The organism is Nitratireductor thuwali (assembly GCF_036621415.1).
GTDB classification, from domain to species: domain Bacteria; phylum Pseudomonadota; class Alphaproteobacteria; order Rhizobiales; family Rhizobiaceae; genus Chelativorans; species Chelativorans thuwali.
In genome coordinates, this window is the sequence record NZ_CP030941.1 from 352,435 (window position 1) to 375,124 (window position 22,690).

Annotated in this window: 25 protein-coding genes; 11 read left to right on the forward strand and 14 right to left on the reverse strand. The window is 64.8% G+C overall.

The features are described from left to right. The first annotated feature begins 3 nt into the window (after nt 1-3). Together NTH_RS01680 and NTH_RS01685 are read left to right on the forward strand one after the other, a co-directional pair. Nucleotides 4-459, forward strand: coding sequence for a hypothetical protein (locus tag NTH_RS01680; RefSeq protein WP_338528371.1), 456 nt, complete (start codon nt 4-6; stop codon nt 457-459). A gap of 1 nt (nt 460) precedes the next feature. After that, entirely contained in the window at nt 461-1,252 is a 792-nt protein-coding gene (locus NTH_RS01685) for a D-glutamate cyclase family protein (protein WP_338528372.1), read from the forward strand. On the opposite strand, the gene NTH_RS01690 is transcribed toward NTH_RS01685, so the two are convergent. The 8 genes from NTH_RS01690 to NTH_RS01725 all read right to left on the reverse strand — a co-directional run bounded on the left by NTH_RS01690 (nt 1,249) and on the right by NTH_RS01725 (nt 9,267). Next, complete coding sequence (locus NTH_RS01690) at nt 1,249-1,944, reverse strand: GntR family transcriptional regulator (protein WP_338528373.1); 696 nt, start codon at nt 1,942-1,944, stop codon at nt 1,249-1,251. The genes NTH_RS01685 and NTH_RS01690 overlap by 4 nt on opposite strands. A gap of 85 nt (nt 1,945-2,029) precedes the next feature. Then, a complete protein-coding gene (locus NTH_RS01695; RefSeq protein ID WP_338528374.1) occupies nt 2,030-3,211 on the reverse strand; it encodes a pyridoxal phosphate-dependent aminotransferase in 1,182 nt (393 codons plus the stop codon). Between the two features lie 70 nt (nt 3,212-3,281). Beyond that, the gene (locus NTH_RS01700; RefSeq protein WP_338528375.1) at nt 3,282-4,547 is read right to left on the reverse strand and encodes an ABC transporter substrate-binding protein; all 1,266 of its coding nucleotides are present in this window, start codon (nt 4,545-4,547) and stop codon (nt 3,282-3,284) included. Next, the gene (locus NTH_RS01705) at nt 4,544-5,881 is read right to left on the reverse strand and encodes an NAD(P)/FAD-dependent oxidoreductase (protein ID WP_338528376.1); all 1,338 of its coding nucleotides are present in this window, start codon (nt 5,879-5,881) and stop codon (nt 4,544-4,546) included. Before NTH_RS01705 ends, NTH_RS01700 begins: the two co-directional genes overlap by 4 nt. Before the next feature lie 2 nt (nt 5,882-5,883). Next, the gene (locus tag NTH_RS01710; RefSeq protein ID WP_338528377.1) at nt 5,884-6,828 is read right to left on the reverse strand and encodes a branched-chain amino acid ABC transporter permease; all 945 of its coding nucleotides are present in this window, start codon (nt 6,826-6,828) and stop codon (nt 5,884-5,886) included. Then, nucleotides 6,825-7,730, reverse strand: coding sequence for a branched-chain amino acid ABC transporter permease (locus tag NTH_RS01715; RefSeq protein WP_422392336.1), 906 nt, complete (start codon nt 7,728-7,730; stop codon nt 6,825-6,827). The genes NTH_RS01710 and NTH_RS01715 overlap by 4 nt, the downstream gene beginning before the upstream one ends. Further along, nucleotides 7,730-8,461 carry an ABC transporter ATP-binding protein gene (locus NTH_RS01720; RefSeq protein WP_338528378.1) on the reverse strand — a complete coding sequence of 244 codons (732 nt, stop codon included), beginning with the start codon at nt 8,459-8,461 and terminating at the stop codon, nt 7,730-7,732. The genes NTH_RS01715 and NTH_RS01720 overlap by 1 nt, the downstream gene beginning before the upstream one ends. After that, on the reverse strand, nt 8,458-9,267 hold the full coding sequence (locus tag NTH_RS01725) for an ABC transporter ATP-binding protein (RefSeq protein ID WP_338528379.1): 810 nt from the start codon (nt 9,265-9,267) through the stop codon (nt 8,458-8,460). The genes NTH_RS01720 and NTH_RS01725 overlap by 4 nt, the downstream gene beginning before the upstream one ends. An 80-nt stretch (nt 9,268-9,347) precedes the next feature. On the opposite strand from NTH_RS01725, the gene NTH_RS01730 reads away from it, so the two are divergent. Further along, entirely contained in the window at nt 9,348-9,740 is a 393-nt protein-coding gene (locus tag NTH_RS01730) for a RidA family protein (RefSeq protein WP_338528380.1), read from the forward strand. A 963-nt stretch (nt 9,741-10,703) separates the two neighbouring features. On the opposite strand, the gene NTH_RS01735 is transcribed toward NTH_RS01730, so the two are convergent. From NTH_RS01735 to NTH_RS01755, 5 genes are all read right to left on the reverse strand, one after another. Beyond that, nucleotides 10,704-11,699 (reverse strand): amidohydrolase family protein, encoded by a 996-nt coding sequence (locus NTH_RS01735; protein WP_338528381.1) that lies wholly within the window; start codon nt 11,697-11,699, stop codon nt 10,704-10,706. Then, nucleotides 11,689-12,474 (reverse strand): cupin domain-containing protein, encoded by a 786-nt coding sequence (locus tag NTH_RS01740; protein ID WP_338528382.1) that lies wholly within the window; start codon nt 12,472-12,474, stop codon nt 11,689-11,691. Before NTH_RS01740 ends, NTH_RS01735 begins: the two co-directional genes overlap by 11 nt. A 103-nt stretch (nt 12,475-12,577) precedes the next feature. Beyond that, nucleotides 12,578-13,474, reverse strand: coding sequence for a fumarylacetoacetate hydrolase family protein (locus NTH_RS01745; protein WP_338528383.1), 897 nt, complete (start codon nt 13,472-13,474; stop codon nt 12,578-12,580). Nucleotides 13,475-13,479: 5 nt separating this feature from the next. Beyond that, nucleotides 13,480-13,881 carry a RidA family protein gene (locus NTH_RS01750; protein ID WP_338528384.1) on the reverse strand — a complete coding sequence of 134 codons (402 nt, stop codon included), beginning with the start codon at nt 13,879-13,881 and terminating at the stop codon, nt 13,480-13,482. Between the two features lie 12 nt (nt 13,882-13,893). Continuing rightward, on the reverse strand, nt 13,894-14,949 hold the full coding sequence (locus tag NTH_RS01755; RefSeq protein ID WP_338528385.1) for an Ldh family oxidoreductase: 1,056 nt from the start codon (nt 14,947-14,949) through the stop codon (nt 13,894-13,896). Nucleotides 14,950-15,127: 178 nt separating this feature from the next. On the opposite strand from NTH_RS01755, the gene NTH_RS01760 reads away from it, so the two are divergent. From NTH_RS01760 to NTH_RS01770, 3 genes are read left to right on the forward strand one after another with little or no spacing between them, the layout of a single operon-like run. Then, entirely contained in the window at nt 15,128-16,153 is a 1,026-nt protein-coding gene (locus tag NTH_RS01760) for an ABC transporter substrate-binding protein (RefSeq protein ID WP_338528386.1), read from the forward strand. Nucleotides 16,154-16,173: 20 nt separating this feature from the next. Continuing rightward, nucleotides 16,174-16,983, forward strand: coding sequence for an ABC transporter ATP-binding protein (locus NTH_RS01765; RefSeq protein WP_338528387.1), 810 nt, complete (start codon nt 16,174-16,176; stop codon nt 16,981-16,983). Beyond that, a complete protein-coding gene (locus NTH_RS01770) occupies nt 16,980-17,744 on the forward strand; it encodes an ABC transporter permease (RefSeq protein WP_338528388.1) in 765 nt (254 codons plus the stop codon). Before NTH_RS01765 ends, NTH_RS01770 begins: the two co-directional genes overlap by 4 nt. A 61-nt stretch (nt 17,745-17,805) precedes the next feature. Here NTH_RS01770 and NTH_RS01775 read toward each other — a convergent pair whose 3' ends face one another. Continuing rightward, nucleotides 17,806-18,471: an FCD domain-containing protein gene (locus NTH_RS01775; protein WP_338528389.1), complete on the reverse strand. Its 666-nt coding sequence runs from the start codon at nt 18,469-18,471 to the stop codon at nt 17,806-17,808. A gap of 220 nt (nt 18,472-18,691) precedes the next feature. Between NTH_RS01775 and NTH_RS01780 the strand changes: the two genes are divergently transcribed. From NTH_RS01780 to NTH_RS01800, 5 genes are read left to right on the forward strand one after another with little or no spacing between them, the layout of a single operon-like run. After that, a complete protein-coding gene (locus NTH_RS01780) occupies nt 18,692-19,657 on the forward strand; it encodes an ABC transporter substrate-binding protein (RefSeq protein ID WP_338528390.1) in 966 nt (321 codons plus the stop codon). Then, nucleotides 19,654-20,472: an ABC transporter permease gene (locus NTH_RS01785; protein WP_338528391.1), complete on the forward strand. Its 819-nt coding sequence runs from the start codon at nt 19,654-19,656 to the stop codon at nt 20,470-20,472. The genes NTH_RS01780 and NTH_RS01785 overlap by 4 nt, the downstream gene beginning before the upstream one ends. Then, a complete protein-coding gene (locus NTH_RS01790) occupies nt 20,469-21,272 on the forward strand; it encodes an ABC transporter ATP-binding protein (protein WP_338528392.1) in 804 nt (267 codons plus the stop codon). Before NTH_RS01785 ends, NTH_RS01790 begins: the two co-directional genes overlap by 4 nt. Continuing rightward, complete coding sequence (locus tag NTH_RS01795; RefSeq protein WP_338528393.1) at nt 21,269-22,036, forward strand: ABC transporter permease; 768 nt, start codon at nt 21,269-21,271, stop codon at nt 22,034-22,036. The genes NTH_RS01790 and NTH_RS01795 overlap by 4 nt, the downstream gene beginning before the upstream one ends. Further along, the gene (locus NTH_RS01800) at nt 22,033-22,593 is read left to right on the forward strand and encodes an NADPH-dependent FMN reductase (RefSeq protein WP_338528394.1); all 561 of its coding nucleotides are present in this window, start codon (nt 22,033-22,035) and stop codon (nt 22,591-22,593) included. Before NTH_RS01795 ends, NTH_RS01800 begins: the two co-directional genes overlap by 4 nt. The last annotated feature ends 97 nt before the right edge of the window (nt 22,594-22,690 follow it).

The window sequence follows — 22,690 nt, forward strand, 5'->3', positions numbered from 1 at the left end:
GCCATGAACCTTTCGGACAGCTACGCCCACAGCGTCACAGCACTTCTGGAAGTGCCGGCCGGGACGGCCTTCGACTTCATGTGCGATCCGATGGCGCTAGGGCGCTGGTCCCTCGGCTGCTGGGACACGCGTCCGACGGGAAGCGACGGCATCTATCAAGGCCGCTCCCTCTTCGACGGCGGCGAGGGCACCTTCCGCATCGCCGCCGATGCGCAACGCATGCTCGTCGACTATCTGCTGGGACCGCCCGACCGCATGGTGCCGCGCATTTCCGCCCGCATCGTCGCAGCCGAGACCTGCGACCTCAAGTCCGGCCAATGCTACCTCACCTTAACGGCTTGGCGGACAAGCGGCATGGACGAGGCGCGCTGGCACAGGCTATGCGCTTCTCACGAGGCGGAAATCCTGCTCATCAAGGCGCAATGCGAGAGCGCTGCGAATGCGCGGCCGGAGAGCTGAGATGAATGGCGCGACACCTGCCGAGATCAGGCACGCAGCGCGCCACGGCCGGCTCGCCGGACCCACGGCGGGGCTCGCGCTCGGCTGCCAGCAGGCCAACATCGCGATCGTGCCGCAGGCGGCGGCGGATGACTTCCTCGCCTATGTGCGTGCCAACCCCGCGGCGTGCCCCCTGCTGGCGGTCGGCGCGCCGGGCGACCCCCGCCTCTCCGCGCTGGGCGCCGGCATCGACATACGCACGGACCTGCCGCGCTACCGCATCTTTCGCGACGGAGAGGCCGTGGAAGACGTAGCCGAAATAAGCGCCCTTTGGCGCGATGATCTCGTCACCTTCGCGCTCGGTTGCTCGTTGGGCTTTGAGGTGGCCCTGGCTGGCACCGGAATCCATCTTCGCTGCCACGCGCCAGGCGCGAACTGTTCGGCCTTCGACAGCGCGATGGAGACCGTCGCCGCCGGCCCCTTTTGCGGCCCGCTGGTCGTTACCATGCGTGCGGTGCCTGAGGATCAGGTGGATCGCGTCCGCGAACTCACGGCCGCACACCCCGAGACGCACGGCGCCCCGGTGCACGTGGGCGACCCTGCCGCAATCGGCGTCGATCTCGGCCGGCCGATCGACGGCATCGGGCTTACCGACATCCGGCCCGGCGAGGTGCCTGTCTTCTGGGCCTGCGGCGTGACGCCCCAAAGGGCACTGGAACGCACGAAGCTGTCGCTCGCGATCAGCCATGCGCCTGGACATATGCTGGTGACGGACCTGCCGCTCGGGCCGCCGCCCTACGGACGATCCGCCTAGATAGCCTCGGCCTGGCAGAGCTCGCGCAGAAGCATCTGCGTGCCGGTGATGTCGGCGACCATGTGCTCGCGCGCGGCCGCGCCGTCGCGCCGGCGCAGCGCGTCGACGATGGCGTGGTGGTGATTGGCGAAGGGCTCGTGCAGGCCCGTGCCCAGCCGCGGCGCGATGTGGGAGGAGAGCATGCGCATATAAGGGCCGTAGCGCAGCCACAGGGAATCGATGAGCTGCACCAGCACCTCAGAGCGGGAGGCGCGATAGATGGCGAAGTGGAAGTCGCGGTTCTTCAGGAGCATGTCGTAGACATTGCCGCCGGCGCTGGTGGCCTCGTGCTCGGCCATGAAGGCCTCCACAGCGGGGATCTCTTCGGGCCGGATCGTGCCGGCGGCGATCTCCGTTGCCAGCCCCTCCAGCGCCACGCGGGCACGGCAGATGTCGTCGAGGCGCTCCACCGAGACCTTGGGTACGCAGGCCGAACCGTTGGAGGCGATCTCCAGCGCGTTCTCCGCGGCCAGCCGCCGCAGCGCCTCGCGCACCGGCATGTGGCTGGTCTGAAATGATTTGGCCAAGGCCGAAATGGTGAGTACCTGGCCTGGATCGAAGCGGCCGGTGATCAGCGCGTTGCGCAGCTGGAAATAGACACCGTCGCCGATGGTGACGCGCGAGGAGACAGGGCCAAGTGGTTCGTCAAGCATTCTCCTCGCTTCCCATTTTCCGTTCGCCCTCATGCTACGTGACTGGTTAGAGGACACGGCCCGCCAGCGCCAGCCCCGCCTCTCCTTATAGCGAATTAAAGAATCTGCTGAGCCTGTCCATAGCTTCTTCGAGACGTTCGTAGCTCTGCGAGCCGAAGCAGATGCGCAGGTGGTGCTCGCCGAGCCCTCCATAGAAGCTTCCCGCCTCCACCACAACGTCGACCTTTTCCAGAATGGCGTCGGCGGCAGCTTGTGCCGTCAGCCCCGTGCGGCTGATGTCGGGGAAGGCGTAGATCGTGCCCTCCGGACGCGGGCAGACCACACCTGGCATTTGGTTCAGGCGGCTCACCACCAGGTCGCGCTTGCGGCAGTCGTCGTCGACCATCTCGTCGAGCACGGAGGCCGGTCCGGTGACCGCCGCGAGCGCCCCATATTGGATGAAGGTGTTGACGTGGGTGACCTCCGTCGTGGTGATCTTCATGAGCGCAGGCATCATCGACTTGTCGGCCGCCAGATAGCCGAGCCGCCACCCGTCCATCGCATAGGCCTTGGTGAAGGCGAACATGGTGACGGTGCGCTCCTTCATGCCCGGAAGCGAGGCGATGCTGGTGTGCCGGCCGTCGTCGAAGACGATCTGCTCGTAGACCTCGTCGGAGACGACTGCCAGATCGTGCTCGATGGCAAGATCGGCGAGCGCCTGAAGCTCCTCGCGCGAATAGACGCGGCCCGTCGGGTTTGACGGGTTCACGAGCACGATCATTCGCGTGCGCGGGGTGATCAGCGGCTCGATCAGATCCTTGCGGATGGCGAAGCCCGCCGCCTTGTCGAGCGGCGCCAGAACCGGCTTGGCTCCCGCCATCTCCACCTTTCCGAGATGCTGGGGATAGTAGGGCTCGAGCAGGACGGCCTCCTCCCCCTCGTCGAGCAGCGCCATGAAAGCGGCGAAGGAGGCCTGGGTGAGACCATTGGTGACCATGATCTCCGATGCCGAAACCTCGATGCGGTTATAGTCCCGCACCTTGGCGGCGAGCGCCTCGCGAAGCGGCAGGATGCCCTGCAGGTCGCTGTAGTGTACGTGGCCGCCCCGCAGCGCGTCGATCGCCGCCTGCTTGATGTGCTCCGGCGTATCGTGCACGGGCTGGCCCAACTCGAGATGGATGATGTCGCGGCCCTCCTTCGCCATGCCTGCCGCCTTGGCGAACATGCCGTAGCTCTTCTTGGAGGTCTGGGTGATTCTTCGCGCGAATTTCGGCATGGGTACGTCCATCTCATCCGTTCATTGCACCGGCAGCCGCCGGGAGGAGTGGCGGCGGCCGCAACCGCCGCCTTGCCGCCCTTCACTCGCTGACGGCGGCGATCGCTTCGGAAACCCTGGCGTTGTCCCACTTGTCCAGGGTGACAAGTTCGCCGTCCTTCACGCCCCAGATGAGATAGGGGCCGGTGACATCGCCGTTCTCGTCGAACTCGATGGGGCCGGTGGCGCCGACATAGCGGATGGGCTTTCCTTCCGCGATGAGCTCCTTAGCCTTCTTGAAGCCCTCGGCCCCCGGATAGACGGGCTCGCCGTCGCCGCCCGTGATTTTGCGGATATTGTCGCGGATTGCGGTGCCGTCCGCCTCGCCCGCCTGTTCCATGGCAAGCAGGGCGACGGCCGCGGCATCGTACATGGTGTGGAGACCGGGGCCGTTCGGCGCGCTGCCGAAGGCGGCTTCCCAAGCCTTGTTGAAGGCATCGACGGATTCGCCTTCCACCTGGGCATTGTCGATGCCCAAGGCTTCGGTCAGGTACTCGGCGCCCACCGCGTCTACGAACTCGTCGGCGCGCAATGCATTCGAGAAGACAAACTTCTGTGGACCGCCGAAGGAGATCCATTCGCGCGTCACCGTCGCCCCGTCGGCGGGGAAGGCTACGAGGAAGAGTGCCTCGGGCTCGCCCTGGAACGCGGCGTTCACCTCGGCACGATAGGAGGCCTGCTCCTGATTATAGGCGGTCATGCTGGTGACCGTGCCTCCCAGCTTCTCAATATCCCTTTTGAAGCTTCTGGCGAGGCTCACGCCGTAATCGGAGTTCACGTAGACGACGGCGATCTTCTTATAGCCGCGCTCGGCGGCGATGTTTGCAAGCACCGCCGCCTGTGGCCGGTCAGTGGGCAGGGTGCGGAACCAGTAGCCGTCAGTGCCGCCCTCGGCGGCGAGCGCTGTAAAAGACGGAGCGCTGGAGCAGCAGGATATCTGGGTGACCTTGGCCGGCACCGTGACGGAAGTGAGTATGGGCATGGAGACGCCCGACTGGATGGCGCCGAGCAGGACCGGCACTTCCTCGATCTCCACCAGCGTCTTGGCCGCGTCGACGCCGACATTGGGCGAGCCCTGATCGTCGCGCAGGATGTAGCGCACGGTGCAGTCGTTGACGCCGCCCGCCTCGTTGATGTGGTCGACGGCGAGCTTGCCGGCGTCGCCGATGGCCGAGCCGATCGCCGCCATGGACCCCGTGATCGACAGCACCGAGCCGACCGTGATCTCGCAGGACTGGGCGCTGGCCGTTGCGGCCGAGCCGATGAAGAGACCAACGCCGACGGCGCCGGACAGAAGCAGGTGTCTCATGGAATTTCCCCTTTCAAGGTTGAGGTGTTCGTCGCCTTTGCGGCTGTTCTTCTTGTTGTCCGCCAGTCGTCCAGAATGCCGCGCACGAGAAAGGCCGAGGGCGCGGCGCGGGCGATCGGACGGAAGGGTATCGAGGCAGGCTCGGAAACGGGAACCGGCAGCGCATCGGGCGGGGCTCCGGTGACGGCATCGGCAAGCACGTCGCCGAACATCGTCGTCATGGCGATGCCGCGGCCGTTGCAGCCGGTAGCGCCGAAGAAGCCGTCGCCGAAGCGAACGATGCGCGGCAGGAAATCGGGCGTGACCGCGGCCGTGCCCCGCCAGACATGGGTGACGCGCGGGACATCGGACAGGCCGAGTTCCCTTGCAAGCCGGCGCACGATGCGCGCTCCCATGCGCCGTTCGGCGGCCAGGGGCACGATGGCCATCCCGCCCGAGATCAGCCGGTTGTCGGCGTCGAGCCTGAAGGTGAAGATATTGGCGCGCGTGTCGGAAACCGGCTCGCGATGCGGCGAAAAGCGGTTGGCGGCCTCCTTCGTCAGCGGCTCGGTGGCGATCTGGTAGACGTTGAGCGGAATGACCTGCCACGCCAGCCGTGCCGCCACGCCCGCTTCTTCCGCATTGGTGCACAAGAGCACCTTCCCGGCGCGCACGGCGCCTTGTGTCGTCGCCAGGTGCCAGCCGTCTCCGTCGGCCGGCCGCACATCCGTCACGGTCGCATCCTCGACGATGCGCGCACCGGCGGCAGCCGCGGCGCGAGCGAGCGCCCGGGCATAGGCGAGCGGATTGATGACGCCGCCCGACCGGTCGGCCAAAGCGCCGTGGTAGATGTCCATGCCCGTGCGGCGGGCAGTCTCGGCCGCATCGATCCACTCGACGGGCCGCCCGAGCGCCCGCCATGCCTCGACCCGTTTCCGCAGCATGTCTGCCGCGGCGGCCGAATGGGCCGGCTGCAGCCATCCGTTCTGTTCTGCTTGCCAGCCGAGTCCTGCCGCCCGAGCGAACGCGAAGACGCGGTCGGCGCCCTGGCCTACGAGCTCAAGCAAGCGTTCGCCCGTTTCCTTCCCAAGCCGCGCGACGACAGCCGCTGGATCTGCCTTGGAGAAGTTGGGCACAACGAAACCCGCGTTGCGGCCGCTTGCACCCCAGCCGACGGCATGTGCTTCCAGAAGCAGCACCTCCACGCCGCGCTGCGCCAGGGCAAGGGCACTGCTGAGCCCCGCGAAGCCGCCGCCGATGACGGCAACCTCCGCCGTGGCGCCGGGATCCAGACGTCCGAAGGCCGGGGCCGGGCCGGTCACGGCATGCCAGAGTGTGTCGGGCGCGCGCTCCATCCCTACCTCGTGTGCCTGGAGACGGCTTCCGTCTCGCCGATCAGCCCGCGGGGGCGGAAGAGAAGCGTAAGCACGATCAGGAGACCGATCAGGATCACTTGGATCGCGCCGCCTTGGGACTGGTAGGTGACCGGCAGGAGGCGGCTGATCGCCAACCCGCTCATGGCCCAGAGCGCCCACACGCCGACCGCGCCGACGATCGCGCCGCGATTGTTGCCGCTGCCGCCGACGATCAGCATCGCCCAGATCTGGAAGGTGAGGATCGGCAGGAAGTCGAGCGGGCTCACATAGCCGATGAAGCCGACATAGAGGCCGCCGGCGAGCCCCATCAGCGTGCAGCCCAGCACGAAGACCTGCAGGCGGATGGCGGCCGGGTTCTTGCCGAGCGAGCGGGCGGCGGTCTCGTCTTCGCGCACGGCCTTGAGCACCCGCCCCCAGGGCGAGCGGACGGCAACCTCGAGCGCCACATAGACGATCGCCGCCATGGCCACCACGACAAGGAGATAGAAGAGGTTGTAGGCGCCCGGAGAGCCGAAGAAGGAAAAGAGCGGCCGCGGCAGGCCGGCGAGCCCCTGCGCGCCGCCCGTCAGCGCCTCGAAATTGAGCGCCACGAGCTGGATCGAGATGGCAATGCCGAAGGTGGCGATGGCCAGATATTCCTCGCGCAGCCGCAAGGTGGCGAGGCCGACGATGAATGCCGCGAGCGCCGAAAGCGCCATGCCGCCGGCGACCCCCAGCGGAAACGGCAGGCCGAAGCCGCCGATGAGATGAGCCCGGTCGGGGCCCACCAGCACCGCCGTGCCGTAGGCGCCGATGGCGAAGAAGCCCACCACGCCGGCATTGAAGAGACCCGTATAGCCCCATTGCAGGTTGAGCCCCATGGTCACGATGGAATAGGTGAGCGCGACGATGAGGAAGAAGACGAGATAGGCCGCGAACCCGCTCATTTGACGCCTCCCACGGTACCGGCGAAGATGCCGGTGGGACGCAGGTAGAGCACGGCCAGCAGGATGATGAAGGGCACCGCCATCTTGTAGCCCGCCGGAACCACCAGCACGGCGAAGGATTCGGCAAGGCCGATGACGAGCCCGCCAAGGACCGCGCCGAAGACATTGCCCACGCCCCCCAGGATGACGGCGGCAAAGAGCGGCAGGAGGAGATGAAAGCCGATCTCCGGGCGCAGCTGCACGGAAAGCCCGTAGAGCACGCCCGAGACGGCGGCGAGCGAAGCACCGATGACCCAGGTCCAGCGCACCACGGCGCGCGTGTCGAGGCCGTTGACGCGCGCAAGCTCCGGGTTTTCCGCAAGCGCTCGCATGGAAAGCCCCAGCCGCGTGTTCTGAAGGAAGAAGTGGAGCCCCACCACGATTACCACCGTGAGCGCCAGTGTGAAAATCTGGTCGGGCAGAATGCGCATGCCGGGTGCCACCGGAATGGCGATCTGAAGCGTGCGCGAATAGTACTGGGCGGCCCCGCCGAAGATGAGCAGCACCACCATGCGCACGAGCAGCGAGACGCCGAAGGAGCTGAAGACCAGCGTGAGATGGCTGGTGTTGCGGCGCAGCGGGCGGTAGACGAGCCAGTCGATCGCAAGCGCCAGTGCAGCGGTGAGCGCTGCCGCGACGATAGTGGCGAAAATCAGGGGCAAGCCGAAGGAAAAGGGTGCGATCGGCCCCATGAAAGGACCCGTGAGCGTCACGACAGCGAGCGCCATATAGGCGCCCCAGGTGACGAGCTCGGCATGGGCGAAATTCGCAAAACGCAGGATGCCCATCGTCAGCGTCAGACCGATGGCGCCCAGCGCGATGATGGAGCCTGTAAGAATCCCGTCGGCAAGAGCCTGCAGCATCAGCGTTTGCGCCCCCCGGCGCCCAGATAGATGGAGGTGACCTCCGGATTATCGGCAAGGCCCGCTGACGGACCGTCGATGCGGTTGCACCCGTCCGCCAGCACATAGGTGCGGTGCGAGATGGCAAGTGCCGCCTTGACGTTCTGCTCCACCATCAGGATCGCCACGCCCGACTCCACCAGCCCCTTCAAGCGCTGGAAAACTTCCACGACCATGAGCGGCGAGAGACCGGCCGAAGGTTCGTCGAGCATGATCAGCCGCGGATCGGTCAGCAGTGCGCGGGCGACCGCCAGCATCTGCCGCTGGCCGCCCGAAAGCACCCGTGCCTTCTTGTGGCGATAGTCCTTGAGCGCCGGAAACGTCTCGTAGCCGCGCTCGATGCGGCGCCGCGCTTCGCTCTTGGGAAGGACGGAGGCGCCGACCAGCAGGTTCTCGTTGATGGTGAGCGTGGTGAAGACGTTCGCCGTCTGCGGCACATAGGCGATCGATGCCTGTGCGAGCTTGTGCGTCGCGAGCCGGGTAATGTCGCGGCCGTCCAGAAGCACACGGCCGGAAGAGACCGGCACGATGCCCGCGACGGCCTTGACGAGCGTCGACTTGCCGGCGCCGTTGGGGCCGATGATGGTCACCATCTCCGTCTCGGCCACCTCGAGCGAGATGCCGTGCACGATGGGCAGGTCCGGCCGGTAGCCGGCCACCACCTTCTCGACCTGAAGCAGCGGAGTGCTCATGCGACGGCCCCGCCGAGATAGGCTTCGATCACCTGCGGTGCGGCGACAACGCTGTCAGGCGGGCCCTCCGCGATAACCTTTCCTGTCGCCATCACCACGATCGCGTCGCACAGCGACATGATGAAATCCATGTTGTGCTCGATGATGAGAAAGGTCAGCCCGCGCCGGTTCAACTCGACGATGCGCTCGACGATCGTGTCCAAAAGCGCGGGATTGACGCCCGCCCCCGGCTCGTCGAGGAGCAGGATTCTGGGGTCAGCCATCAATGCGCGGGCAAGCTCCACCAGCTTCTGCTGCCCGCCGGAAATGGCGCCGGCCAATTGACGCTCAACTGGAGAAAGCCCGCAGAAATTTATGATGGAGCGTGCTCTTTCCAGGATCTCCCTCTCTTGGCGCGCTACCAGGCCGGGACGCAGCCACGTATTCCAGAAGCGCTCGCCATGCTGTCCCTGCGGCACCAGCATCACGTTCTCCAGAACGGTCATGCCGGGAAAAGGGCGTGGGATCTGGAAGGTGCGCGCAAGGCCACGCGAGAAGACCTTGTAGGGCGGCAGCCCGTCGATGCGGGCGCCGTCGAGTCGCACCTTGCCGCCATCGACAGAGAGCTCGCCTGCGATGGCGTTGAAGAGCGTGGTCTTGCCGGCGCCGTTGGGGCCGATGAGCCCGGTGATCCGCCCGGCCTCGGCGACGAAGCTCACGCCGTCGACGGCGCGGTTGGCTCCGAAGCACTTGGAGACGTTACTTACCTCCAGCCTTCCCATCGTGCCCGTGCGCACTCCCCCGCCGGGCAAGGAGCCTGCGCCCATCGCTGTTCCCCCTGCTTTCTTGACCGGCAACGGTATGCGTGATCATATGATCACGTCAAGATATTTTGAGGTTAAAGTTTATGGCTCGACAGGAACGGTGGACGATCAAGTCCGGCTCGAAGTTTGAGGAGATGGCGGGCTATTCGCGCGCCGTGGTCGACGGCGAATGGATCTTCGTGTCGGGTACGGCCGGCTACAATTTCGAGGACGGTACGATCTCGGACGATGCGGCCGAGCAGGCGCGCCAGGCGCTGCGCACCATTGCGCAAGCGTTGGAGAAGGCCGGCGCCGCGCTTTCGGACATCGTGCGCGTGCGCGTCTTCCTCTCTGACCGCGCCGACGTCGTGGGGGTCTCGCGCGTGCTGGGCGAGACATTCTCCGACCCGCGCCCCACCAACACGACGATCATCTGCGGCTTTGCCGAGGAAGCGATGAAGGTGGAGATCGAGATTACGGCCTTGAAGCGCGGTTGAGGCACGTAGGACTTCGTGCGCACCGGAGGGCTACTATGGTTACTCGCCAAGCCGGCGAAATTCGCTGATCGACCACGATGGGGCGTGCTGCCGGATTTGCGGTCCTACCTAAATCATTGCATTCCATCATATTCCATGAGCAACCTTTGCGTTTTCTCAGGACTCTCGAAGAGAATATGTCGCGTACCACCAGAATAACTTCGGGCCGCTAAGGAACCGAGATCACGTTGCAGATCAGTTTACTCTGGCAAATTGTGAACTTCTCGAAAACTCCGCGACCCTGTGCAGATGCCGACGTAATCCGCTGGTTCAAACGCGGGCAGGTTTTGAGCCTCAAGCCGCAGCCTAGTGGACTTTCCGCTCACCCGGAACGGTTAGGCGATTTCCGAATTTTCTCATGTAGATCAACGGCACGGTGGTTAGACAACGGCTCGCCTAAGCCAGTGTCTTCCCTTGCTGCGCCGATTTCCGTTGGGCGTACCATTTTTGCCTGCTCGGATGTTTTCAAGATTCTGCCAGCGCTTCCGACCTCTTAGTCGCCATCTCACGGCAGCAAAACAGCGTCCGAGTGAACGCGATGCTCGTTTGGCAGCCATTTCCTCCGCCGGTTTCTCGCCGAGGTGCTTGCAGGCCTCTGCGATGAAATCCACCGGGTGCTCGTCGCGGACAGCGGGACAAGCCTTGGCGAGGCTACAGGGCGAGATGCCGACCAGATATTGGAGCCGAAGCCAAAGCCAGAGGAGCAGCGTACGGGTTTCCCGACCGCAGGAGGATATCCTCGGATGGGTGCGCCGCCTCATCATCAGGGCCCCGACCGACTGCCGGCGCCGCCCTCACCAGAATGCCGATGAACGAGCCGCTTCTGTGTGAAAGGAGCTTCGTGCTTCCGTGCCGGGAAACATGGGCTCAGGTTACGGCAAGGTCGACATCGTTGAAGCGTGTCATTTCTCTCTTGTCCGACACCTATGGGGTCTGCCGGTCTCCGGTTCCTGCTTTTGCGATCGCGGGAAAGACGGCAGCAGCGTTGACGGTCCGGATCCGCCGCCTGCTTTCCGGCGCAAGATGCCCGAGATCATGGTCTGCATCTGGCGCGCCCATGGGAAACGGCCAGTCGCTGCCGAGCAAGAGATGGTCGGTGCCGATGGTCCGGACGAGAAGATCGAGCACGGCCGGCTCGTGAACGATCGTATCGAAATAGAACCAGCGGCCGGCATCCTTCGCCGATATTCCAACCGGCCCGAGGCCGGGGCGCGACGTGTCGATGCCCCGCTGCCAGCGCCCGAGCAGGGCCGCCGTCGCCCCGCCACCATGGGAGAGGATGATCTTCAGGTTGGGAAACAGCGACGGCAGGTCGCCGAAGATCATCTGGGCGGCGGCGCGCGTGGTCTCCATCGGATTGCCGAGGAGGTTGGAGAGATAAAACTCCGAAAGCCGCGGATCCTTCGATTCGGAGGGATGAAGCAGTGCCGGCAGCCCGCGGTCGGAAAGAAGCTGCCACAGCGGATGATAGGCTGGGTCTGCGTAGCTCCGCGCGCCGAGATCCGTGCCGACGATGACGCCGGCCCATGCGCCTTCGAGGCTGCCGGCGATCTCGATCGCAAGCTCCGGCAGGTCGGTCGGCAGGTAAGCCATGGCCAGCAGGCGCTCGTGCGGAGCGACCGCGCGCAACAGGCCCTCGTTCATCTGCTGCACATAGGCGCGGCGCTCGGCCGCCGGCAGATCAGGCCGGAAGAGCGGCGGCGGGATCGCCACGATTGCACCGTCCAGCCGGTCGCTGTCGAGGCGCGCGAGCAGCGCCCGGGGGCGCCCCATCGATTCGAGCGACAGCTTGAAGCCGTGAACCTCGACGGTCTTGTCGCCGAGATTCATGCCATAGGAGCGGTCCCGCGCGAGTTCGACGATCCCGTCAGGCAGGAGATGTGCGTGGACGTCCCAGCCGCCCATTATATCAGGTCGCATCCTTCGGATCCGTGTACCATGGCGGCTGTACCGGGTAATGCGGCCCGTCATAGATCTCCAGGAAGACCGTCGTTTCGTCGGCAATGGTAGGACCGTGCACGCTGCCGACCGGGTTGCAATAGAAGGAGCCTGCCACCAGGGTGGTGCCCGTCGGGATGTAGCGGTACTTGCCCGACAGACAGTACATGAACTGGTTTGAGGCGTGGGCGTGGGCGTTGGGTATGCCGACCCCCTTGTCGAACTTGATGAGGGCGATGGAGGCGCCGGTCTCCTCGTTGCGCCACAGCATCTTCTGGTAGAGCCCCTTGAGTGATTTCGGCTCCCAGGGCAGATCGCCCGTATGGGTGAGGATTTCGTTGAATGCGGCCTCGAAGCCTTCCGGAGTTGCGTCGCCGGGCTCCGGCTTCGATTCGCTCGGATCGCCCTCATAGGTCCAGCGGACCGCCTTGAACTCGATCAGCCGGGACAGATAGGTGCGGTCGGAGCGGTTGGTCAGCTTGTGGATTGCCCGCTTCTGATCGATGTAGACCGTGTGCCCGACCGGTTCATGCGTGGCGATCGTATCGCCGAAGATGGTCTCTATCTCGTTGTCGCCGCCGCCGAGGGAGACCACGTAGTAGGGATGGTAGTGGATGTGGAAGCCGAGTTCCTCTCCCGGTTCCAGCTTCACTTCCCAGACACGGGTCAGGTCGTTGTCCTCGACAATGCGGTGACCGACCGGGCCGAGCTTGATCCCGCGCTGGCGCGCGAGGTCGAATCCGTAGTCGTTATCCATTGCTGTTGCCTCCACATGCGTCGGACCAGATTATGCTGCGGCTCCGTTGAATGGCCAGCATGCTCCGGTCTGCTGTTTTCAGAACCGTTTCCAAAGCCGGTGCTCAAGTCCTGCCGTCAGAGGGAGAATGCAGGTCCGCTGCCGTCAGCTTGTTGCGCAACTCGCCCAGCAGCGGGCTGCGGCAGACGACCTCGTCCCCCTCCTTGAGAAAGAGCTGCGGCGTGCGCGCATTGCCGACGCCGGCGGGCGTCCCCGTCAGAAGCACGTCGCCGGCGCGCAGCGTCATGCCGAAGGACAGCTCGGCGATCAGCGTGGCTATGGGAAAGGCCATGAGCTTCGTCGACGCGCTCTGCACGACCGTTCCGTTCAGCACGCATTCGATATCGATGGCGGACGGATCGACCCCATCGGCAAGCGTCACATAGGGGCCGAACGGCATGGTGCCGTCGATGCTTTTCCCCTTCAGCCACTGCCCCCCATGGGCCCGCTGCAGGTCGCGCTGCGAGATGTCGTTCGCCAGGCAATAGCCGAACACGTGGTCGAGCGCGTCCGCCTCGGCGATGCTGCGGCCCTCCTTGCCGATGATGATCGCCACCTCCACCTCGTAGTCCCATTTGGCTGAGATAGCGGGATCGTAGGCGATCGGGTCGAATGGCCCGATCATCGTGTCCGGCCCCTTGGTGAAGAAGGTCGGATGCTCCGGACGATCGACCTCCTGGCCATCGCGCCGTCCCTTTCCCTCCTCGAAATGGTCCCAATAGTTCCACCCGGCACAGAGGATATCGCGCCTGGTGTCGGTGCGCGGGGCGCGAAGCAGCGCCTCCTCGTAGCCGATCCGTTGCAGGTCGGCGCGCGCGGCAAGCGCGCGAAGCGCCGGCCTGCCCGCTGCGATGGCATCCTGGATCTGGACCAGGTCCTCGGGCAGGAGCCGAAGGCTCCCGTCGTCGACAAATGCCAGGCGGCCGCTGCCGCCGAATTTTATTGCGGCCAGTTTCAGCATGCCGGTCATGCCTCCGGGAGGACCGCGATGGCGCTGATTTCGATCAGGTATTCGGGAAACACCATCTTGCTCACCTCGACCATGGTCGAGGCCGGCAGCGGTGACTTGAAGTACTCCCGCCGGACCGCGTGGATCTTGTCGAAATCCTCGATGTTGCGGACGTAAACGTCGACGCGGCAGACGTCGTCGAGCGTACCGCCGGCGTGTTCGACCGCGGCCTTGATATTCTCGCAGACCTGACGCGTCTGCTCAGACACGTCGCCGATCCCGGCGATGGTGCCGTCGGGGCGCCGGGCCGTCATGCCCGAGATGAACACCAGCTTGCCCTTGGCCTCGATGGTGGTGGCCTGCGAGAAGTGGCCGTTGGGCGTGCGCAGGTTCGACGTGCTGATCTCCTGTTTGGGCATTTCTTCCTCTTTCTATGCGAGCGGAACAGTGGTGAGCTGGACGTCGAGCGACCTGGCGAGGTCCGACAGCATCGCTGCCACGCCTTCATCGACGGAAACCTGGTCTTCCGCCTCCTGTCTTTTGCACCACTCCGGCTCTCCGGGAGTGTAGAGGCGCGTGACGCCAGGCGCGCGGGCGCCGCAGCGGATTCGCTGCGCGGCCGCCTGCACGCGCCGCCCGGCCTCGCCCGCATCGGTGAAATGACCGATGTCGATGGCCATCAGAAGATGCGAGCAATCGTAGGGAACGGACATGTCTCCATAGAGCGGTTTCACGTCGGGACCGAAGGCACCGCCCGACAGCACGCCGCACAGAAGGTCGATCATCAGGGCGAGGCCGAACCCTTTGGGGCCGGCCGTCGGCAGCAGCATGCCCTCGATGGCTTCCAGGGGATCGGTGGTCGGCGAACCGTCGGCCTTGACCGCCCAGCTCTCGGGGATGGCGGCGCCGTTCTTCGCCGCCATGCGGATCTTGCCCATCGCCGCCTCGCTGGTCGCCATGTCGAGGACAAAGGGTATGGCATCGGCGGTGGGAAAGGCGATCGACAGCGGATTGTTGCCCACAATGCGCTCGGCCCCTCCAGGGGCGGGCATCAGCGGGCGGGTGTTGCACAGGGCGATGCCGACGCAGCCGGCCGCGGCCGCGGCTTCGGTAAAACGGCGTGCGGCGCCGAAATGAAAGGCATGGCGGACGGCGACGATGCCGGCACCATAGGCACGCGCCTTGGCAACCGCCTTCTGCATTGCGTTGTCGGCCGTCAGCACGCCGAAGGCGTTGCGGCCGTCGAGGACCATGGTAACGCCCCGATCGGAAATCACGGCCGGCTCGCGCTCGGTCGAAACGGAACCGGCCTTGAGCCGATGCACATACATGTCCGTCAGCATCACGCCGTGCGAGGCAAGCCCCAGCCGGTCCGCCTCGACAAGGCTTTCGGCCACCGTGTCGGCGGCGTCGGCGCCGAGGCCGGCCCCGACGAATATGCCGGCAATGTCGGCACGCAGGCCGTCCACGTTCAATAACAAGGCCATTCCGGGCCCTCCACGCAGTCTCAGTCGATCCGAGGGGTAGCGGAGTTTGTTACGACAATCAATATGATTATCGAAAATCATTTGACTAATCGAACATTGTGCGTTTTTCTGCCAAGCACACCCTGGTTGGTGTTGGATGGGGAATCTGGGCATGGTCCCAGAAGCGAAGGAGACAATAATGAGCATGCTGAAGGGAACGCGCCTGGCACTCGCTCTCGGCCTGAGCACGCTAGCTGCGGCGCCGATGGCCGCCGAGGCGGCGGATGAATTGAAACCGGTCGTCTTCTCACTCGATTTCATCCCGCTCGGTCGCCATGCGCCCTGGTATGCGGCGGTCGAGGAGGGTTTCTTCGCCGAGGAAGGGCTCGACGTCACCATCATCCCCTCGCAGGGCACGGCACAGGTGATGCAGGCGATCGCCAGCGGCACGGCGCAGTTCGGCTTTGTCGATCTGCCCGGCGTGGTCCTGGCGCAGGCGGGCGGCACCGATATCGAGATGATCTCGGTCAACTACCAGAAATCGCCCTACGCCATCTTCTCGCTCGCCAATGGCGGCGATGTCCAGGACATCGCGCAGATCGAAGGCCTGTCGCTGGGCAGCGGCGCCGGCAGCATAACGCCGAAGGTCATAGGCGGCTTCATGAGCCAGAACGGGCTGTCCGCCTCGTCGCTTGAAATCGTCAACGTCGCGCCGCCGGCCCGTGCCAGCGCGCTGCTCTCCGGCCAGGTTCCGGCGATCGAGTTCTTCGTCATGGCCAAGCCGGGACTGGAGAAAGCGGCAAAGGAGGCAGGCACCGAGCTGCGCACCTTCCTGCTTGCCGACAACGGGCTCGAGCTCTACTCGAACGGCATCGGCGCGCTCGGCTCCTATCTCGACGAAAACCCGGACGTTGCTGAAGGCTTCGTGCGGGCTGCGATGCGCGGCTGGAAGTTCACGCTTGATAATCCGGAGAAGGCGGCTGACCACATCGTCAAGAATGTCGACGGGCTCGACCACGACGTGGTCCTCGCCGAGATCGAGGTCGTGCGCAATCTCGCCGTCACCGACGATGTGAAGGAACATGGGCTCGGCTGGTTCAGCCCGGAAAAGATGAAGACCGGTGTCGAATTCGTCATCGACAATGTCGGCGTCGACGGCACGGCGCCCGAGGCTGGTTCAATCTATCGAAGCGAGTTCCTGCCCGAACCCGCGATCCTGCCGTAAGCGGGGGCAAGGTGACCCAGATGGCAATTTCCAAGGAGCGGGCCCGGTGCGGGCCTGTTTCCAATGTCGAGCCCTTCGGCGATTTCAAGAACATTGAAAAGCGCTTCGATCTCGGCGGCGGCGAGTATCTGACCGCCATCGAGCAACTGTCGCTGAAGCTCGAAAAGGGGCAGTTGATCAGCCTCCTGGGGCCAAGCGGATGCGGCAAGACGACGTTCCTGCGCATCGTCGCCGGCCTTGAACGGGCGAGCGCTGGCGAGGTTCGGATTGAAGGGCGGGCGATCTCCGGACCGCATCCCGATTTCGCCTTCGTCTTCCAGCAGCCGAACCTGATGCCTTGGCGCACCGTTCTGGAAAACATCCTTTTCCCGCTCGAAATCCGCCGCCAAAGAACGCAGGCAGGCATCGAGAGGGCGAAGGAACTGCTCGATCTCGTCGGCCTCGACGGCTTCGAGAGCCGCTATCCGTCGGAGCTTTCCGGCGGCATGCAGCAGCGTGTGGCGTTGTGCCGGGCGCTGGTCCACGATGCCAGGCTCCTGCTGATGGACGAGCCGTTCGGCGCGCTCGACGAACTGAAGCGGATGGAGATGCATGACCTGCTCCTGTCCATCCGCGCGCGAACCAATGTCAGCGTCCTTTTCGTGACGCACTCCATTTCAGAGGCGGTCTATCTGTCTGATGTCGTGGCCGTTTTCTCGCGGCGGCCGGCGACGATCAGCAAGCTGATCCCGATCGATCTGCCTTATCCTCGGCAGCACGAGATGCGCTACGAAGCCCAGTTCACCGAACACGAACGCGAGGCGAGCAGGTTGCTGGGGATCGTGCGATGACGAGCAATATCTACTACCGGTCGATCTTCCCGCTGGTCGGGATCCTCGTCATCCTTATCGCCTGGCAGATCTATACGGACGTCTTCAACGTCAGCAGGGTCGTGCTGCCGAGCCCCACCGACATCTTCTTCGCGACGACCGAGAATTTCAGTCAGCTCGCCAGACACGCCTGGCCGACCTTCCTCGAATGCGTGCTCGGTTTCGCGCTCGCCGTCGGCATCGGCATCCCGATCGCCGTCGCCCTGTCCAGTTCGGTCATCCTCAACCTGACGCTCTATCCGATCCTGATCGCCATGCAGTCGGTGCCGAAAGTGGCCGTGGCGCCGATCATCCTCGTCTGGTTCGGGCTCGGCATGGAATCCAAGCTCGCTATCGCCTTCCTGGTGGCGTTCTTCCCGATCGTCGTCGACACGGCGACCGGACTGAACGCGACGCCGACCGGACTGCTGGAACTTGCGAAGTCGTTGCGCGCCACGCGCTGGCAGATCTTCAGCAAGGTGCAACTGCCGGCCGCGCTGCCGTTCGTTTTCGCCGGCGCCAAGGTGGCCGTCACGCTGACGGTGATCGGCGCCGTCATCGGCGAGTTCGTCGGCTCGAACGAGGGACTGGGCAACCTGCTTTTGACCGCCAACTCGCAGCTCAACGGGCCGCTGGCCTGGGCGGCGCTGGTCTGGCTCAGCGTGCTCGGCATGGTGCTGTTCGGCGCGGTCGCCCTTGCCGAACGCTTCTTCATGCCGTGGGCCAAAACGGCAAGCCATTGAGCCCGTTGCGCGCTCGCGCGCTGGAAGATCGGGAAGACGCCGGACGGCGGCGTCTCCCGCCCTATTTGAAGCCGCCGAACTGCTTCAGCTTTTCGGTGGTCCGCTCGATATGTTCGGTGTTGAGGCGAACCGCCCCGTCGACGTCGCGTTCGAGCGCAGCCGTCATCAACGCCTTGTGTTCGGCCTCGTGGTCGCGCGAGTCGCCCTTGGTCGAGATCGACAGGGCGACATAGCGTTCGGCGAGGTCGAACAGGCGCTCGCGGATGTCGAGCAGCATTGGCGATCTGCAGCCGGCGACGAGGGCGCGGTGGAACTCGCGGTGATAGGCCAGCCAGTTGGCGTTGCGCTCGGGCGGCGCATCGTTCGGCTCGCGCGAGACGCTGGCAAGGAAATGCATGGCGCTCACCAGGTTCGCCTCCCACTCCACGCCGCCGATCTCGATCGACTTGCGCAGCGCGATTGCCTCGATCTCGATGCGTGTCGCCGTCAGGTCGTCGAGCTGCTCGCGCGAGACTTCCGCGACGCGGAATCCCTTGTTTTCCTCGAGCACGACCAGGCCTTCGGCCTCGAGCCGCATCAAGGCCTCGCGCACCGGACTTCCGCCGACGTCATAACGCTGGCGCAGCGTTTCCGTCCGCAGCCTCTCTCCGGGCCTCAGACGCCCCGTCACGATGTCTTCGCGCAGCCGCATGAACACCGTTCTGTTTCGCGTGATCTGTATATTCATCGTGTTTTCCAACGAAGTGCGTCTGTCTTCATGGGGCATGCCCGGCGCAAATCATGGGCATCTCCCTTCAGGTTCTTTGTCACATGCCAAGCCTATATGCCAGAGCCAGCGAGAATAATCCATATAATCGGTATAAATCGTTATATTCGAAAATCTATTGACATATCGATAGAATGCACCGAGGGTTCTGAAAAAGGCATCTTGAACGGAGGATGATGCGATGACGAAGGGGAATATTCGACGGCTCCTGGCCACTACGCTGCTGACGGCGGTCGTCGCCGGGCCGCTCCATGCGGCCGAAACGAAGGCGGTTTTCGGTTTCTCGGGCTGGTCAGTCGGCTACCTGCCGACGGCGGTCGCGCTCGACCGGCTGAAGGACATGGGCTATGAGATCGAGGCCGTCGAACTCGGCGGCAACAGCAACCAGCTGCAGGCGGCCGCTACGGGCGCCATCGACATTTCGGCCATCGCCCAGATTCTCGATGCCATGGATCAGGGGCTCGACAGCAAGTTCTTCCTGGCCGGCAATTCCAACGAGTTCCTGCTTGTCGCCCGCACGGGAATCAGCACCTGCGAGGATCTGGACGGCAAGAGCCTCGGCATCCACTCCGTCGGCTCCTTCGTCGGCCAGCTCGCGCTTCAGCACCTGGCGGCGAACTGCCCCGATGCCGAGCCCAAGATCACCGTGATCGAGGGCTCGGAGAACCGTCTGGCGGCGCTGATCGCCGGGCAGCTCGATTCGAGCGTCGTCGATCTGCAGGACTGGACGCTCCTCAACGAGAAGCTGCCCGGTCAATTCCAGGTCACGCAGGACTTCACCAGCACCATGCCGATCATGCGCGCCGCATTTGCCGCAAAGACGGAATTCCTGTCCTCGCATCCCGAACTTGTGCGCGACTGGATCGAGGTCCATCTCGACGTGTACAACGAGCTCTACGAGAACCCGCAGCTGCTCATCGACAAGGGCGAGGCTCTTCTGGACGAAATCGACCCCGAGGTGCTGCCCAAGCTGGTGCAGGCCTTTGTCGATGCCCGAATCTGGCCGGTCGACGGGGGGCTGTCCGCGGCGTCGGTCCAGAAGACGATCGACTTCTTCAACAATGACGGCGAGCCGTTCGAAACGATCTCCAAGCCTGCCGACGTGGTTGACAGAAGCGTTCTCGATCAGGTGCTCGCGGACCGATGATCCAACGCGGACCTGAAATGCAGGCCGGCGCCCCGCAGCGCCGGCTTGCCGGTAACCTGACAGAGACCTTCTGGGGGCGGGCGGCGCTGCGCCTCGTCGCGCTGGTGCTGTTTGTCGGCGCTTGGCAGCTTGCCGGCGACGACAGCATCGACCTGCTCTTCCCCACCGCCACGCGCACCCTCGACGCCTTCGTTGAGCTCGTCAGGGACGGCCGGCTGCCGCTTGGCCTGCTGATCACCGGCCAGGCGCTGGCCGTCGGCTTCGCCATCATCGTCAGCATCGGCGTGCCGACCGGGGTCCTGGTCGCCCGCTTTCCGCTGGCCGACCGCGTGGTCACGCCCTACTTCACCTTTCTGGTCGCCATCCCGATCATCGCCCTCGTCCCGGTGGTTCAGGCCCTTCTCGGGCTGACCTTCGCCGCCCGCGTCACCGTGATCGTCCTGTTCGGCATTTCCTACGTTGTCATCAACAGCGCCATCGCCGTGCGCCGCGTGCGGACCGACCTGACGGAGATGGCGAGAAGCTTTGGCGCCGGACGCCTCGCGATGATGACCGAGGTCGTCCTGCCGGCCGCGCTTCCCGGCATCATGACCGGCGTGCGCCTCGCCCTCGGCCAGGCCCTGATCGGCATGGTGGTGGCGGAGCTCACCATCGTCGGCGCCGGGGTCGGCAGCCTGATCGCCGAGTTGCAGGGCCGCTTCAAGGTCGCTGGCGTGCTCGCGGTCGCCATGACCATCGTGCTGGTCGGCCTTTGTCTTCTGAGCCTTGTGGAAATGATGGAGCGCCGCGTGAACCGTTGGAGTGTCCAAAAATGACCGATTCCGCCGCACCCGCCATCGAGGTGCAGGACGTTTGCAAGTTTTACTTGTCGGCTGACGGCCGCAAAACCCTGGCGCTGGATCGCGTCAACCTGACGGTGAAACGGGGCGAGTTCGTCTCCATCATCGGGCCGAGCGGTTGCGGCAAGACCACCCTGCTGAAAATGGTGGCGGGCATTCTCGGCTGGGACGAGGGGCGCATCAGCGTGCTCGGCGCTCCCGTGACCGGCCCCGGCGCCGAACGCGCGACTGTCTTCCAGTCCTTCGCCCTGCTGCCTTGGATGACGGTGCTCGACAACGCCGCCTTCGGCCTAAAGATGCGCGGCGAGGCCAAGGTCGCGCGGCGCCGGACGGCGCAGACCCTGCTCGACAAGGTCGGGCTGGGCGACTTTGCCAGCGCCTATCCGGGAGAACTGTCGGGCGGCATGCAGCAGCGCGTCGGGCTTGCGCGCGCGCTTGCGGTTTCGCCCGACATACTGTTGATGGACGAGCCCTTCTCGGCAATCGACGCGCAGACGCGGCTGATCCTGCAAACGGAGCTGTTGAACATCTGGTCCGGCAGCGACCTTTCCGTCCTCTTCATCACGCACGCGATGGATGAGGCGGTGTTCCTGTCCGACCGCGTCGTCATCATGGGCGCCCGGCCCGGCCATGTGACCGATATCATCGAGATCGATCTGCCGCGGCCGCGCACGGAGGAAACGCGCAAGGAGCCGCGTTTCGTCGAGCTCACCGCCATGGTCTGGGACCGGCTGCGCGGAATGATCGCGGACGAACACACCGGCGAGGCCGCATGACGACCTGGATGCGGCGAATCCTCAAGGCGCTCAATATCCCGCTGCTCGTCTCGCTGGCGGTGTTCGCGTGCATCTGGGAGATCGTGGGACGAACGGCGGACATCCTCACCCTGCCGCCGCTCAGCGCCGTTCTCACGGCCTTCGCGCGTCTGTGGACGAACGGCGTGCTGACCGCGCCGCTGCTCGACAGCACCATCGCGCTCATGACCGGCCTCGGCATCTCGCTCGCCGCAGGCAGCATCGTTGGCATAGGCATTGGCCTGTCGCGGGTGGCGGAGGTCGCGTTGGGTCCCTTCGTAAAGGCCGGGCTGTCGGCACCGATGATTGCCTTCGTGCCTGTGTTCATGATGGTATTCGGGATCGGCCCGGAAACGCGCATCGCCACAGTGATCGCCTTCTCGGTGTTCGTGGTCGCCACCAACGCGACGACGGCGGTGCGATCGGCCGATCCGATCACGATCGAGATGGCGCATTCCTTCGGAGCCAGCCGCTGGCGTCAATTGATCGAGATCCAGTTGCCAGCCGGCGCCCCTTATTTCCTTGCCGGCCTGCGCCTGGGCGTCGCCCGCGGCATCAAGGGCCTGATCAACGGCGAGGTGCTTATCGCCATCATGGGCATGGGCGGGCTGGTGAAAAAATACGGGACGGTCTTTTCGATGGATCAGCTTTACGCCGTGATCCTGCTGATCGTCCTCTACGCAGCCGTGGCCGTCGGCAGCGTGACGCTGCTCGGACGGCTGCTTTTGACGGAGCATCGAAAATGAGAAAACCCGATATCGCAGTGTTCGTCGGCAGCCTCAGCGCCCGGTCTATCAACCAGCGCCTCAGCCTCGCCTTGCAGGCTGCGGGCGACGATCTCTTCACCTTCACGCCCGTCGCGATCGACGCGCTGCCGCTCTACAACCGCGATCTTGACGGCGACCTGCCGTCCACCGTCGTCGAACTCAAGCGCAAGGTGCTGGCGGCCGACGGCCTTCTTTTCGTGTCGCCCGAATACAACCGGTCGATTCCCTCGGCTCTCAAGAATGCGCTCGACTGGGGATCCAGACCGTATGGTGCGAGCGCTTGGCAAGGCAAGGCAGCGGCCGTAGCCGGCGGGTCGTCCGGCGCGCTGGGCACAGCTATCGGCCAGTCGCATCTGCGCATGATCCTGACCCATCTCGACGTGCTGACGCTGCCCCAGCCCGAGCTCTACGTGAAGGTAACCGACGAGCTGATCACGGAGTGGGGCGAGGTACTGTCGGAGGATTTTGAGAAGCTGTTGTGCCGGTTCATGGAACGGTTCGCCAGATTGGTGCAAGCTAGGGTCAGGACCTATTAATGTTACTTGATTGGCGGACGATGGACACGGAAATGCAAGGAGAGATGCGCCGGGCGGGCTCATGCCCGTCCAAGCGGCTCGACGCGGCAGTTCAAAG